Source organism: Roseibium sp. RP-7, assembly GCF_053005225.1.
Genome location: NZ_JBRKQA010000002.1, coordinates 798,273 through 812,762, shown reverse-complemented (window position 1 = coordinate 812,762; position 14,490 = coordinate 798,273). Strand labels below are relative to the sequence as shown.

The 14,490-nt window shown below is 53.5% G+C and carries 11 protein-coding genes; 6 read left to right on the top strand and 5 right to left on the bottom strand.

The window, feature by feature from the left end:
• Nucleotides 1-139: 139 nt before the first annotated feature.
• Genes ACVDG9_RS18430 through ACVDG9_RS18420 form a run of 3 tightly spaced genes read left to right on the top strand, consistent with a single transcriptional unit; the run spans nt 140 to nt 4,353 of the window.
• The gene (locus ACVDG9_RS18430; protein WP_447238662.1) at nt 140-1,252 is read left to right on the top strand and encodes a hypothetical protein; all 1,113 of its coding nucleotides are present in this window, start codon (nt 140-142) and stop codon (nt 1,250-1,252) included.
• 9 nt (nt 1,253-1,261) lie between these two features.
• The gene (locus tag ACVDG9_RS18425; protein ID WP_447238661.1) at nt 1,262-2,428 is read left to right on the top strand and encodes a hypothetical protein; all 1,167 of its coding nucleotides are present in this window, start codon (nt 1,262-1,264) and stop codon (nt 2,426-2,428) included.
• The gene (locus ACVDG9_RS18420) at nt 2,425-4,353 is read left to right on the top strand and encodes a pYEATS domain-containing protein (protein ID WP_447238660.1); all 1,929 of its coding nucleotides are present in this window, start codon (nt 2,425-2,427) and stop codon (nt 4,351-4,353) included. Before ACVDG9_RS18425 ends, ACVDG9_RS18420 begins: the two co-directional genes overlap by 4 nt.
• Nucleotides 4,354-4,661: 308 nt before the next feature.
• Here ACVDG9_RS18420 and ACVDG9_RS18415 read toward each other — a convergent pair whose 3' ends face one another.
• The 5 genes from ACVDG9_RS18415 to ACVDG9_RS18395 all read right to left on the bottom strand — a co-directional run bounded on the left by ACVDG9_RS18415 (nt 4,662) and on the right by ACVDG9_RS18395 (nt 10,763).
• Nucleotides 4,662-6,512: a RiPP maturation radical SAM C-methyltransferase gene (locus tag ACVDG9_RS18415; protein ID WP_447238659.1), complete on the bottom strand. Its 1,851-nt coding sequence runs from the start codon at nt 6,510-6,512 to the stop codon at nt 4,662-4,664.
• The gene (locus tag ACVDG9_RS18410) at nt 6,505-7,296 is read right to left on the bottom strand and encodes a T3SS effector HopA1 family protein (RefSeq protein WP_447239040.1); all 792 of its coding nucleotides are present in this window, start codon (nt 7,294-7,296) and stop codon (nt 6,505-6,507) included. Before ACVDG9_RS18410 ends, ACVDG9_RS18415 begins: the two co-directional genes overlap by 8 nt.
• A gap of 176 nt (nt 7,297-7,472) precedes the next feature.
• Nucleotides 7,473-8,462 carry a phosphotransferase family protein gene (locus tag ACVDG9_RS18405; protein ID WP_447238658.1) on the bottom strand — a complete coding sequence of 330 codons (990 nt, stop codon included), beginning with the start codon at nt 8,460-8,462 and terminating at the stop codon, nt 7,473-7,475.
• A gap of 22 nt (nt 8,463-8,484) precedes the next feature.
• Nucleotides 8,485-8,730: a hypothetical protein gene (locus ACVDG9_RS18400; protein ID WP_447238657.1), complete on the bottom strand. Its 246-nt coding sequence runs from the start codon at nt 8,728-8,730 to the stop codon at nt 8,485-8,487.
• A gap of 467 nt (nt 8,731-9,197) precedes the next feature.
• Complete coding sequence (locus ACVDG9_RS18395) at nt 9,198-10,763, bottom strand: DNA cytosine methyltransferase (RefSeq protein WP_447238656.1); 1,566 nt, start codon at nt 10,761-10,763, stop codon at nt 9,198-9,200.
• A gap of 435 nt (nt 10,764-11,198) precedes the next feature.
• On the opposite strand from ACVDG9_RS18395, the gene ACVDG9_RS18390 reads away from it, so the two are divergent.
• The 3 genes from ACVDG9_RS18390 (at nt 11,199) to ACVDG9_RS18380 (ending at nt 14,480) form a co-directional block, all read left to right on the top strand.
• Nucleotides 11,199-11,858, top strand: a complete 660-nt coding sequence (locus tag ACVDG9_RS18390; protein WP_447238655.1) for a hypothetical protein — start codon at nt 11,199-11,201, stop codon at nt 11,856-11,858.
• Between the two features lie 150 nt (nt 11,859-12,008).
• Nucleotides 12,009-12,827: a hypothetical protein gene (locus ACVDG9_RS18385; RefSeq protein ID WP_447238654.1), complete on the top strand. Its 819-nt coding sequence runs from the start codon at nt 12,009-12,011 to the stop codon at nt 12,825-12,827.
• Between the two features lie 90 nt (nt 12,828-12,917).
• Entirely contained in the window at nt 12,918-14,480 is a 1,563-nt protein-coding gene (locus tag ACVDG9_RS18380) for a Swt1 family HEPN domain-containing protein (protein WP_447238653.1), read from the top strand.
• The last annotated feature ends 10 nt before the right edge of the window (nt 14,481-14,490 follow it).

Sequence of the window (14,490 nt, the reverse complement as noted above, 5' to 3'; positions counted from 1 at the left end):
TTTCCTCGTCCCATAAACACCTCCTGTTTCACAAACAGGCGCTCTCCACTTTGTCAGAGCAAGCCTAGGTAGTAGTGGAAGACATATCCAGCCTATTGTAGTATTTTGGTGGTCATTTCGTTCGTGTGGGGGAAGGAAAATGGCGCAACTGGTCTTTGTTCACGGCGTTTCAGCTAGGGATACCCAGGAGTACCGCGCAGCGGCCGTCAATCGCGATAGCCTCTTCAAGGAAGTGCTATTTTCTGGGAAAGAGATCGCTATTCACACACCCATGTGGGGCAAACTCGTACCCGAGATTCCCGAGAGCGTCTTCGATACCGATAAGGGTGTGGCGGCCTTTTCTCTAAAGATTGGCGCGCCACAGGGGGGGGCTGGGAGCCCAGCCCAAGCTGATTCCAACATTTCGATCGGCGCAGTTGGCAAGCAAAATCCGGTCGGGGCTCTCGACGCGATTTTATCCGAAGTTATAGACAGGGCCGCCAGTGAAAAACGGCTTCTGCGGCCTGAAGAACTGATTGCCTTCCGCAAGGCTGCTGATCTGATCGAAAATGAGAATGCGGCTACTGTCTTCTCAGGTGAGGCAAACCCGAAATCAATTTCCGATCAGATGAAGACTGGTCAGGCGGCCGCCTTCGGAATCGGCAGTTTCATTGCTGACGCGGCGACGAAAGTATCAGACCGAGTTCAGAATGCTGCCTCAACACTTGGCTTCGGATTGGTAAGGGATGGGCTCAGCAGCACGGTTGGCCGGTTCATCGGCGACGTCTTTGTCTATTTGAGAGAGGGGCAGCTCCGCGATGACATCCGGAGCGAGGTCGCTCAGTCAATTGTCGCTGCGCACCAAGCCACCGTATCGGGAAAGGGGCCCCTGATCGTTATCGGCCATAGTATGGGGGGCGTTATCCTCGTTGACATGCTCGCCAATCCGGCCGAAGCAGGACTGCCTTCAGATCTCAAGATCGGTGCGCTCCTGACCGTTGGCTCACAGCCTGGATTCTTTGCCTCTCTCAATCTTCTCGATAGAGCCGCTCCCGGCGAGGCCTATGCGAAACCTGCTTCTGTAGATCACTGGTTAAATGTTTTCGACCCAATTGATCCGCTGGCGTTCCGCAGCGACCCGATCTTTGCAGATGTTACTGATTTTTCGTTTAATTCAGTGACGGGTGTAACTCAAGCCCACACGAAGTATTTCCAGCGTCCGCAGTTCTACGCCCGGATTCGCAAGCGACTTCGCGATGTCGGTTTAATGTGAGACATCGCGATGACACTCTTGCTTGATCGTCACATAGAGGGCCGAAAAACACACGCTTTTGTTGTCGGCGTGGGAGCTTATCCTGAAGCCAAGGCGAACAGGGGAGTAACGGAGGCACTGAGCAATGTTCCGGATCTACCGAGTGCAGCCGACAGCGCAAAGCTGTTTACAGACTGGCTTCTAGAGAACCAGGATAGGCTTGGAGCCCCGCTTGGCACGCTCGAAGTCCTGATTTCCGATCCGCAATCCCCGGCCAATCGTTATCCATGGAACAGAGGCCCTATAGACGGCGCAACCAATGCGAACGTCAAGCAAAGCGGCGCGGAATGGTTTCAGCGGCTTGTGAAGGGAGATGGCGATGTCGCGCTCTTTTACTGTTGCGGTCACGGAGCATCGCATCTCCAGCAACCTGTTCTATTTCTTGAGGATTTGAACGAAGACCCCGCCAACACTTGGTGTCACCTCAATCTCGGCTATGTGGCATCGGCTCTTCGCAAATTACCCAACGTTTCGGCCGCATTCCTTTTTTCGGACGCCTGCGGCCAATACGTGCCCGATTTCGAGTTGGTCGTGCCACCACCCCAAGACTGCCGGTTTTTTCCAGCAAGTCCCTTTGGGACCAGCCGCAATCAAGTCTCGTTGCTCTGCGCGGCAGCGGAAGGTCAATTTGCATACGAGGGCACGCAGTCGGATGCATCTTCGATCAATTTCGGCCGTTTTACCCAAACCCTTCTCAAGGGTTTAAGTGGCTCGTCAGCCCGGCTCACGCGAACCCAATATTCAGTCTGCTCTGCCGATCTTCTCAAGGACCTCAAGTCCATTCGTCGCGTGTTCTTCAAACACTGGGACCCGACGCTACCCTTCGAACCGTATCAGGCCTTCACGCAGACAGATCCGCCTCCTATCGTTTATCCGGTTCAGTTCAAACTTCCGGTCGTCATTTCAACTGACCCGGAAGAGCGAAATCCGTACTATGGACTGTTGCTCAGCAGACGGAACGAACCGACGGCTCCATGCCTGCAAGATCGTGCTAGAGGCTTTGATAGCAAATGGGAAACCTCGGTTTCTCCAAGCATCGATCCGCTTTACGCCATAGCCGTAGACGACACAGCCCACTATGTCTTGCCGTTCCAGCCCAAAGAGCCGGCTTACGAATTATGGGTCCCGGTGCCATGAAGACGAGCTTGCATTTCGAAGCGCCCGACGACTTGTCAATCGGAACAGTCAAAATCACCGGAGCAGAGGGGCCCATCGCCGATTGGATCGCGACTCCCGACCGAAGGTCGTTCCAGCAGGATGATTTGAAGCCGGGCCTTTATACCGCCGAAATCGGACCTGCCGGTCTCGCACCGCAGTCCGTCTTCTTTCAGGTGCTGGAAGGTCAAGCCAACAACGTCATTCTTCCGACGTTCTCTTTCTTGTCGTTGTCTGGTAGCAATGCGAGTTATTTCGACACCAGCAGCCAGAAAACGAGCTCGGCAATCCCACGCGCGGCTAACTTCAGCAGTTTGGATCCGAATCTATACGAAGAACTGACAGCTGGTGTTGCGGAAATAGCTGAATCGACAGCCCTTCAGGAACTCCCCCGTAAATACGCGACTACGAAGCTGGCCCGCCGTGTCACGATCGGACTTTCTCAGGAAAGACATAAGCGCGAGTCCTTCGACCTGTATAAGGGCGTACCCCAACTCGATCTTATCGCCGGTAGGCTGGAGATAATTGTCCCCTGCGACGATCCCGAGGCAAGTTGGAAGGGGCGCCGCGTCAGAATGTCCATGGCAATCGAAAATGTGCGCATCGAGAGATGCCTGCTTCCTCAATATATTGGCGGCACGCGTATCACGATAGCGGCTCCGCCATTCTCCCCGGATGACCTTGAGCTTTCTGTACTGCCTGCGGATCCCAAGGTAAGGGCATTGGTCCGCGCACTTGATGCCGGCACATCGGCTGAAGCCGCAGCGGTCAGGGATACACTTTTGTCCGCTTCAGGGCCGGACAGATTTTTGAGCCAAACGGAGGACCCCTGGGCCGCGATGCTAGTCGGACTGCTCGCGATCCGTTTTCCGGAAGTCATACCGCCGCTCGATGCGGCATGGACCGAAAAACTTGCCAAGCGAGCGAGTTGGGCCTTTGACGCCTATGTTATTCAAGCAAGCCAAGTGCTTGCCTCAGTCGCGTACGAACCCCTCACAATTCCACAGGAGGCATATGTTTCGGCCGAAGATCTGTCTCGCCCGCGCACGAGTAGTGTGAACGAAATCGAGACTGTGGCAAAGGCAGTTGGAATACTGGCGAAGGCGCAAAGGACAGGATCTCCGTACTTCCGCTACACCAACCAAATATTTGGAGAGATGGCAGCGACCATTTCAGACTTCTTGAATGCGCACGTGAGCGCAACCGAGACACCTGATCAGAAAAGGTTCGAAAACCTGTATCGGAGATGGAGCGCGGACCTCGCTTTGCAGAGAGGAGCAGGGCCTACCTTCACCTGGCTTTCACGCGATCAGACTGTCTTGAAGGAGCGTCACATTCTGGTGCCGCATCGCAACCCGTCTGGAAGACTCCGCTCCAAGGACACGACGGTCTTGTTCGAAGGTGAGGTCAAGGCAGGGCAGATCTCGATCAGAGCGATGCCACCTTCGAGTCCAAATGACGGCCAACACATTTTGCACGAAAGTCACAGCACGCAATCGACGGTGAACCACAGCTCTCGTGAGCTGCCAATGCCTGCGCTCGCCCGTCCGCCCGGACCAAGCAATGATCCCAACAAGAACAGATTCGGAGGAAGGCGCGAGGTTGACGGCTTTGCTGTACAGGCGTTTTTCGAGCCGACAAAAAGCCGAAGTTGGATAAACATCGATCTGGTTGTTGAAGCCGGGTCCGAGAGGAAAGTGGAACTTTCGGACATCGCCTACTTCGTTCTCCATCCAACTTTCTCACCGCCGACAATCAAAGTTGCCTTTCGTGGCAGACGGGCGAAACTCAGGGTTCAAGCCTGGGGTGGCTTCACAGTCGGAGTATGGCTACCGGGACCCGGGATAGAATTGGAACTTGACCTTTCGAAACTCGCCACCGCCCCGAAGGTAATCAGGAATAACTAGATCGAGATTCCGAAGGAAGACCGGTTCACACTCCCTACCCGTTGCGAATTGCCGAATGACGTGGTTGGGGCCGCCGGCGGTCCGTCCGCTTTTGGCATTCGCGGTTCGAATAATTTCCCGACAACGGCGGTTGCATTGCGGCGCTGTAAAGTCCTTTTTGTTCATTTATCGCTGCATCGCCAGATCCCGAAATCAGACGATTCAGAACTAGGGCAATACACATCTTTCCACAGTTCGATACGAAGTCCCTAGACTAGGCGGACAATATGGGCATTTCCAGCCGAACGCACCGAGTAGTCATTCAGTCTTTAACCGACCAACGACGGGTGCGCTGCGATTTCCTGACCTATTAAGTCACGCGGAACCCGAAAATCGTCAGCCAGAGGTACGAGGCTGAGCAGCTTGCCGCAGTCACGCATCACCGCACCAATCTGGATTAAACGCTCCAACCCAACTTGGAGCTCATGATTAGAGTCGCTATCCGAAATAATAGTCGCACGTTCTGGCAATGCGCTATCAAGTCGCTTGAGTAGTGCCACTTCAGAAGCGCTTAGTCGGTACTCGTGAACGTTATCCGGATCCCGGCCATCCCACAGCGTTCCTCCACCGCCCGGCTCACCTTCGAGTCGCAGAAATGCCCCAGCTTCATAAGCGCTGCGCCAACGGGCGATAGCGTCTTGCAGCGCGCCCTCGCATTCTTCTGTGACGTACAGTGCCTCTCCGTCATAGTCGAATTGATAGCAAACATTCGCCAGCAAATCGTCCGCAACGGGATAGACTCTTCGCATGATTTCTCGCGGACGAATGTTTGTAATCCCAAAAATAGATGGGTTCTCGAAGTAAGGGCTAAACCGATGCAGTTGAAATCGGCCAGCACCCGATGGTGGCTGGAGATGCTGAAGCAGGTGAGTGCGGGAAATAGTCTCCTGCACGTCAATATCAGTCTCACCGGGCAGCCCATATAGTACGTTCCACGATACGCGAATGCTGTCCGTATGACACCATTTTAACAATTGAATGTTGTGATATGGTTCGCAGCCCTTTTTCATTAGTTTCAGTGAATTGCTCGACAGACTCTCCAGTCCGGGCTGTATCCACTCAATTCCCGCTCTCTTTAGCAATGTAATCTGCGATCGGGTCACGTTCGCCTTAATTTCGTAGAAAAATGACCATCCTCGATCGCTTTCCGCCAAATGGTTTAGCGTCGATTCATAAAATTCTTGCGGCATGATAAGGTCCACTGCGAAGAATCTCTTCACGCCATACTTCGCCTCAAGGCGATCAAGTTCGGCGACCAGGGCATTCGAATCTGAGGTGCGGTATTTCATTACCTCATGCAGCCCGCAGAAGCGACACTGGTTCTTCTCTCCAAACCAACATCCTCGTGATGTTTCTATTGGCAACCAGACAGCAATTCGTTCTTCCATTTCCAGCAACTTTAAAGTTAAAAAGTACGGGTCGAAGGATAGTCCATCAAGCCGTGGTCGCAGCAATCTAGGTGGTTTATGACCCTGCCCATTGTGCGTAGAACCTCGCTCTACAACACCGCCGAGGTCACTCACTATACCGCCACTCCTCATCCGATTTACTATGGTTGGAAGCACTTCCTCTCCCTCGATGGTCACGGCGTAGTCAAAATGGGGGCATATATCCAATAACGCTTTACCCATGGGGCCGGCGCAGCTTGTCCCTCCAATCACAATTTTGATATCTGGATTTTTTAGCTTTATCTGACGCGCAAGAACCATCGAAGCCGAGTTCTGCGCGATAGTTAGCGTGAAGCCGACGATGTCATATTGGCTCCAATCTGTCTCGGCTGCGACTTCGTCAATAAAGCGCTCAGCTACAAAGCCGATCGCCTTCCACATCGTGTCGACTTGCGAGAAGTTAAAAAGTCTTTCGGCGCCTATGTCGGCGGCAGACAATGGACTACCCCAATATAACTGAGAAAACACCGCTTCTCCCGCGGCGCTGTCGCCGCCAGAGATCGCGCTATACGCACTATGTCCTATTTCGTGGGAAAAGCGCAGGAAATGCTCGAACCTGTCACAAGGGATACCCGAATCCTCAAGCGCGCGCGCCAGCACGGCGAGTTGAATTGACGGAAAACTCGTAGACATCCAAGGCATGCTAATCAGCGCGACCCTTTTGTCAGCCATTTGGTATCCATCCCACTCTTGAGTTTCGGTAGGCGCGACGAGGGTCCATCCCCTCCATACGTAACGCGAAAATCAGCGCATCTGTCGACCATCCACTCGTTCGGGCAGCGATAATCGCGGCGGCGAGCATTGATGCTCTGTGCTGGCCGAAACTCAGTAGGACATCGCCAGTCCGGTGCTCGGGCTCTTCTGCGACTGCGATGCCGTCGCTCACCCTTCGCGCGAACAAAGAAGTACTTGCGCCGAGCCGCGGAAAATGCCGGTCAAAACGAAGATTTCGTAGCTCTCGTAGGCAAGAGCGCAACCCGTCCGCAGCGATATATATGACAGCACTGTCCGAGCGTCCTAGCCTCTGCGCACTGCTCACAACCTTTATTGAAAACTTCATCGATCGCGCATCTAGCGCCTGCCATATGTAGAAAAGGGAGGTAATCGATCGGCTGCTCTCAAGGTTCAGGTATACTCTAAACTGGACAGGATTTGCTGGGCCGTGCGACGAATGCATTACAAAAAAACCTGGACGAGCACCCGTCTGGAGGCAAGGAAACAGCAAAGAGCAATGCAAATCATCTTCGATGTGCCTGATTTGAGCAGCGCTGAAACGGAGTGACACTCCCCCACGGGTGAAATGTCCTCCGGCTCCGTCATTTTCACGCGTTTGCCGCTTCCATCCCAAACTTTCATAAGAACGCCCCCTAAATAGCTTCGAGAGCGCTCTTGTAAGGTGAGAATCCGCGCTAGAAGAAGCTCCGTTAAAGATATCCGGGACGATGAGGGTTGCCATCTCACGAACCCGGAGATGATATAGGCTATAAAGTTGCCGAATTAACGGTCCGCGTTCTTGCTCAGCGTTGAATCGAATGTGTTGACCATCTTCGACCAAAGCGGCAGGCAGAGTGAGAATGCCTTCAGTAGATAGCTGTATCTGTTCAAGGAATTGTAACAGTGTCGGCATTGGAATTAATCAACAATGCTGGCGGCTAGGAACAGGCTTTCGACATCAATCTTCGTGGGAGTAACGCCAAATGCAATGTTGACCTGCGTCTTCAGGGCCAACCACGCAGCAGTGTACGCAAATAGTTTCCGGACGTTCAGCTTATACGCCGCAATGTGCTGATAATGCGCTATTGCGCAATTAATCCATTTCGTCGGGGGTGGGCGCTGCATGATAATTTGACGGTAATACGCGCTGGCCACAAGCGTCGCCATGTCCCAATGGCGATCTCCTATGCCTGACAATTCCCAGTCGACGATGAAAAGACGGGTTGCGTCGCTCTCCAGCTGCAAAACGTTGCTCACTTGAAAGTCACCATGCACTATAGTGTCAGCGCACCATTCAGCACTCGTCGTTCTCAGCGCGTCGTTTAAAGATGGACTAATTTGAACAAGCCGCAAAAAGTGCTCGTTCAAGCCAAGGCCTGAGGCCATCTTGTCAGGCGTTATGTTCCCGTAGGTAGGGACTGGCATGCGAATGGGACGTAAGTTCTCGGCAAAGTGAAGGGGTATTTGGTGCAGGGTCGCCATAGTTTCCGCCGCCCAACGCGCAGAAGTGCCAGACTCCACAGAAAGATCGTGCTCAGCGAGCGATGCGGCGCCTGGTATTCCCTCAAACACCAGGAAATCATTATCGCCACCCACAATTAATGGCACCGAGGAATACACTTTTATCGAGGCGGCTGCTTCGATCACTGCACGAACATGCCTCTCAACGGCGAGAGTGAGATCACCAAGGAACTGCGATGTTCCCCTCATTTTTACGAACAGAACGCGACCACCTTCCTCGTCAACCGCTTCAATCAAGGCTGTGCGATGTCGGCCATCTCGCAGCCAAATAATCCGGCAAGGCACCGCGGGTTGCGCTTGCCCCTCAATTGCAATCCGCCTCAACTGCTCAACAAATAGCGGATCCAGTGGCGCATTACCGCCACGGGGCTCAAGCTCTGCGGTCACAGCGAACACCTGCCGTAATGAGTTAAATGGTGACCGTTGTCACAGTCGATACAGTGCTTGTGGTGCCCATCAACTTCTGATCCCCAGACTCAGAAGTCGCGCGCTCAATTTCTTTGAGAAATTTCTGAGCAGTATCTGATCCCGGCTCTGAAGCAAATGAACTAGCCGCTGAAGTAATTCGTTCAGTGGTTATCTTAATTTTAGCTTCTTTGGTCTCGGCTAAAACTGATTCAATTCGAGCCAATCTCTCTTCTACGGTCTCTTGCATTTCAGCCTCCCTTTAACGGAAACAAAAAACCCAACAGGTGCAAATAGTAAAAGGTAATAAATATCAAGAATAGTAACGCGCAGATAATTTAAGTGCAACCTAAATTTTAACACGCATTCGCTTGCAACGTAGATTCTCAGGCTTATGTAATTTCGCAGCGAAAATAAACTGTTGCATCCTAAGGCTTCACTATCGGCCTGCAACTCCATCAAAAGCGGCAAGCTCGTCAAAACCCTGCCAATCGACGAACGTTCGCGTTCCTTTCTCGCTGAGCGCGCAGCGACGGAAGCGCGCACGTGAACGGCGGACGAGGTCTATAGCGACTTTCCATTTGCCTCGACAAAGTTGGGTATTGCCGACGTCTGCTTTCAGCAACTCAATACAACAGGTGCAACGACCGTTATGCGGGACGCGAAGCGGTCATTGTTCGAGACCACAGCCTATGGTAGCTGTGGGCCGCAAGCGGTCTAGGTCGCGTTACTGCTGCTTCCGGACTGCTCGCCTTGTCGTGCCAACTCTCGTTTCCTCCGCTTGATCTCGAAGAAACGTTGCATGTCCGCCTCGCCATGACTTTCGCGGTCAGCGCCATCGTCCCAGAGAGGGAAAATTTCATGAGCCCAGGGCAATTCAAGCTGGGTCTTCCGCAAAGCGTCGTCATCACCAGCATCAAAAAGTGAAACATACCGGTCGATGAGCGGTTGTGCAGATGCCTTAGGAAACCTCCTGCTCTTGAAACTCCGGTTGAGCGTGTTGAGGCCTGACGCCCTTTTCGCTTGTCTTGGAAGATAGATATCCTGCCACTCGGCGTAAAGTTTGAGCGCTTTTTTCAGGTCGGATTGTGTCTGCTCCGGCAGTGCGCGATATCCGATCGTCGCCTTCAACGCCGCGATTTCCAGCACCGAATTGGAAAACGTTCGCCCTGACAACATGCGTCGGGCCCGGTTCAGTTGTGACTTTCGATTTCTCCGCGTTGCGTCTGACAGGCCCACAACATCACGAAGAAATTCATTAAACCCGAATCCAATCTCAGGAATTGTCTTCCCGTCATCTCTGTCCTTGATGATGCGGCCCAGTGCGGCCGCAAGGGGTGGGGGAACGGCATTCGCGACCGCGAGGGCGCCGGCGCTCCTGGATTCGGACACACCGGCCCAGTCATAGTCGTCCGGAAACCCCTGGATCCTTGCCATCTCCCGAAAGGTGATGGGTTTCAAACTTTTTGGAGAGGCGTAGTCCGGTTTCCCATTCTTGGACCTCGGACCGTGTTCTTCGGGGTCTTTGCTCCGCGGCTCCCTGGCCGAGCTGATAATCGTCAGGCAAGGCTCGTCGATCGACAACACGGTCCGACCCTTGCGACGCGGCAAATATACAGCCCTGGCATCCTCCGGATAGCCCTTTCCCGGATGCACGCCGATCCCTGTCCCGAAGACGTCCCGAAGTGTTGTCGGTTTTTTGGATGCGGCTTTCTTGATCGCACATGCGAGGAACCCGTCTCGCTCGCCGAGCCTCCCGATAACAATGAGACGCTCCCGGTTCTGAGGCACGCCATAATGCGCCGCGTTCAGAACTACTTCGGTCAGTCCGTAGCCGGAACTTTTGAAAATTTTCCGAGCTTTTCCATACATCACGGACTTCAAGGCGCCTCTGACATTTTCCATCATAACCCACTGTGGTCGCATCAGTGCGACAGCAGTGGCAAAGGCAATGGTCATCCGGGCTTTTGAACCCTCAATTTGGTTCCCGCTCTTGGAGAAATCCTGACAAGGCGGGCCGCCACAAATCATGTCGACCGGATAGTCAATGTGATCGTGAATAAAGGAGATGACATCTGCGAGGTCGGTGGATCGGAAGTGATCCATTGGCCGCCGTCCCTGAATCGGTCTTGGGCGTCGCGCAAAGTCTGCTTTGTGGTTGGCTCGATAGATCCGTTCCGCCGTGGACCAGTTATCGTAGGCGAACATAATCCTTATGCCCGCATCTTTGAGGCCAAGGGACATGCCTCCAGCACCACAAAACAGCTCGATTGCCCGCATCATCACCTCCGTCTGAAGGTGGCAACCTAGGGCACCAAGTCATAATGAAATGTTTCGTGACGGTCTGGCGGGATTTCACGTACCCCGATAGGGGACGTGGGAGCGCCACGACGCCGCGACAGCGCGCGTCTCACAGCGGATCGCAGATCCGATGAACTTCCTTGCTGATCGTGGCAACTTCAATTTGCTTCAACATGAATTCCTGCGGCGTGGAACATCTGGAGCATTCGGCCGACTTCAGTTGTAGCCGGGGTCGTTGTCGGCGTTCCCTGTATTTCCAGCACCATCTCCTTGAAGGTCAGGATGCGTATCGGATGCCCGCCAAGTACATCCCTTGTTGCACAACCTTGAATACAGTATGTATCGCAGTAATAAAGGGAGGGGCAATTTTATGAACCATTCAAGAATTTCATTCGGATGCGTGAACGGATAGAGCCAATGATGGTTCCCGAGTGGATGGGTAATGGCTGGGTGCTGACTTGGTTTACAGCTGTGGCTCTCGTAGTGAGTCATCTTACAGCGTATCTCCTGACCGACAGAAAGATCAGGTTCTGGCTCGCCTACTCGGCTTTGTTTTTGGGTGGCGCAGCACTTCTGACCAGTTTCCACTCCGCAGTAGGTGCGGTGAACTCTGCCAAAACTGAATTGCTAGCCGATAGGTTGCAGAGGGCTGGAGTGGACCTGATTAGGGATATCGCCGCATCCAAAGATTTCCTCTGCAATTTTAAGGGCATGAGGACGCCTTTTTCCCCGCCTGACTTTGAAGAGATAGAAACGCAACGCGCGGCCGCGTGTAATATGTTCAGGCAAATTAAGATGTACGCGGAAACCGAATGGAATAGTGACGGGGGTGCGTTTGTGCCGCCAGACGTCGGACTGGCAACGGTGACAGACCCCGTTTGGAAGCAATCCGCTGATCGACTAGGTCAAGTCACAACCGAATATCAAATTCTATTCGATCAACTTGCCGAAGCGCAGCCACAACCTTGGCTATTTTGGTCGGCCTTAGAACCCTTTATTATATCCGCCTCTTGGTCTTTGGGACTAGCGCTTATGATGTTTCGGCGAGGACGCAAGTGCGTGCGACCTAATCGATGAGGCAGGCATAACATCCTAACTTCGTGCTTCATCATTTGACTTGAACTGATCGATAGAAAGCGCGGCTAGACTGCTATCGGAAGTAGACTTGACACCTGTCTCAGAGTTGTTGAAGTGTGGTCTAAACCAAATACAACTCGTGAGAAACGCATGTCGACTCAACGGCAAATGTCTCCTCGCATTCAGGATTTGCGGGACGATCTAGTCAACCGGATGCCTATCCAAAAAGCACAGGATCAGGCGAAGCTCGCGAACGAACATATTACAACTGTTTTGATCCATTACCTGACATGGCAAGCTAGACTAATTCGCCCTAGACCGAGATCGGTCATTATCTGGCCGCAAGTATTTTCTTCGCCGCACTACCTAACGCATCAGGCAGATATTGAGCGATTAAAGAACGAGTTCGAGATTGGCATCGATCTCAATGCAGCCCTCTCCAATCAGGTGCGCAGGAACGTTTATGCGGGAGACTTGCCGACCAATACAGCGAACATGTCCAACGAGGAATGGGTCAATAAAGCCTGGAAGGGAAAGGACCGGATCCGTGTCCTCGTCAACGCGCACCACCTTCATCTTGGTGCTCGACAACCGGACGGAATGGTCGCCCGGACAGACCCGCTGCTTTTCGCTGGTATAGCCCCACAACATGTTTTCTTCCTGACTATCGGGGATCATTCTAGCTTCGATGATGGGAGCATTTCCAAAATTATGTGGGATGCTCTTGATGCTCAAGCCACGGTTGATAGCGGCGGCGCGTATTTGTCTCCTGGCGAAGGAGTGACTCTGGGTGGAACTCAGGTTGCCGACACATTGGCCGCAATAACGATAGTCAAAAAGCTGGAGGCCATAGACCGACAGCTAGATCAACATGGTAATGCTGACATGAGCATACGGTTCGATTGGGATGACATTGTCCTACAAGACAGTCATGGAAATGAAGTTGAGCGAATTGCGGGAAGGTTTTGATATTACCAGACCAACAAACCATCGGGTGGCGGTCGCTGTATCTAAACGAAGCGGCAGCTTATCAACACTGCGAATGAATAGGACAACAGGTTGGGCGAAAAAGACGAAAACATCAGCGGAAATCTGCCCACTGAAAGGCATTTGAAGACCGACAGCGGTGAGCCCCTGACGCCTGTTGAAGAGACCGCACGAGACCAGATCAAACATATTGTGGAAGGGCTCGCCCGCGATCATTTGCAGTCACCTGCGGTCAAGTTGGCGCGGGATTATCTCGACTCGCCTGCCGCAAAACTCATAAGCGACTTCACCAACTCGCCGACGCAACAAATCGCCAAACAAGCTCTGCTTGGGGTGAGGCCAAATTTGGGGATCGCTGCTGAAATCGCCGGCATGGAGGAGATGCGCAGGGCACTAGAGCCGCCCGCAAGCCTCGCCTCCCAACTTTCGGCGCTCAGCGCGATCACGCTGCCTACCGATGCGTTGATGATTAAGGCGATCGAAGGCATCCAGCCGGTTACCATCGATCCAGCTTTCGGCCGCGCCCTACAGGAAGCGCATAAGCCGTTGGAAGATGCAATGCGGCAGCTCGGCGGAATTCGTTCGGCCTTAAAACTTTTCGAGGAGCATCAGAGCGCCGTTCAGAAGTCGTTGGTCGCTTCGCTCGCTGGACCGCTCGGCGATATCGCCAGAACCGGACAATGGGTGAGCGCATTAGGTAAGATAAACACGTTCGAGTTTGCAAGCCTACTTGGCGGAAGTCTCGGCACTGCGGTCGACAATTTGCGCTCGGCAATAGACCGGAACTTCACTGGGGCGATCGCCGCGGATCAGGTGAAGATGAGCACGTTGCTCGGCCTCAACACGCGGCTTGAGGCTGAGTTTGAGACCACACGGCTCAAGATGTCGGCGCTCGCAGGGATCGGAGAGATGTTCGATCCGAGCAGCAACCTTCGGATGGACGCCTATCACTCACTGTTCGGAGACTGGCGCAGCAGCCCTGACCTTCCCGAGAAATTTTGGCACGATGCGCGGATACGCAAGCGCATGTATCGTGAGGCCGAGGTCGATGAAGGGCTCATAGCAGCGACTCCTGGCGTGGCCGTGGAGATCATGATTGAGAGTGGTCTTACCGCAGGCCTGCGTTCCGATGCGAATGCTGTAGCAGTGTTCGCGCTCGGCGAAGTATCGATGACAATACGTTCACGTGGCACACGAAAGGATGCCTATGCCGCGCTCGAACGGTTCGAGCAAGAACTGCGCGCCTACATCAGCCGGAAGCTTGAGGAGCAGTTCGGTCCCGACTGGTTCAAAGTGCGGGCTTCTAACCTGATTGGCAAGGCCAAAGTCATCCGTAAGGCTGCGATGGAGCGCGGCGAAACCTTCGCTCCGCTCATCGAGTTCGTAGAACTGGGTGAGCTCGCTGGAATCATCCTTAGCCCAAAGAATTGGGACGAGATTTTCGGTGACGTCTTTATCAATCGCGCCGCGTTCGATCACGATATGCAGAAACTGATCGCAGCTCGGCGTCCGACGATGCACATCCGCCCGATCGATGGCGTCCGTCTAGTCGAGATGCTGTGCGTGATGCAGCGACTGTCAGAACAAATGGCCGACGACGGCGCATGGAAAATCGCAGCTGAATCCGATCGCTGATCTGCTCCTG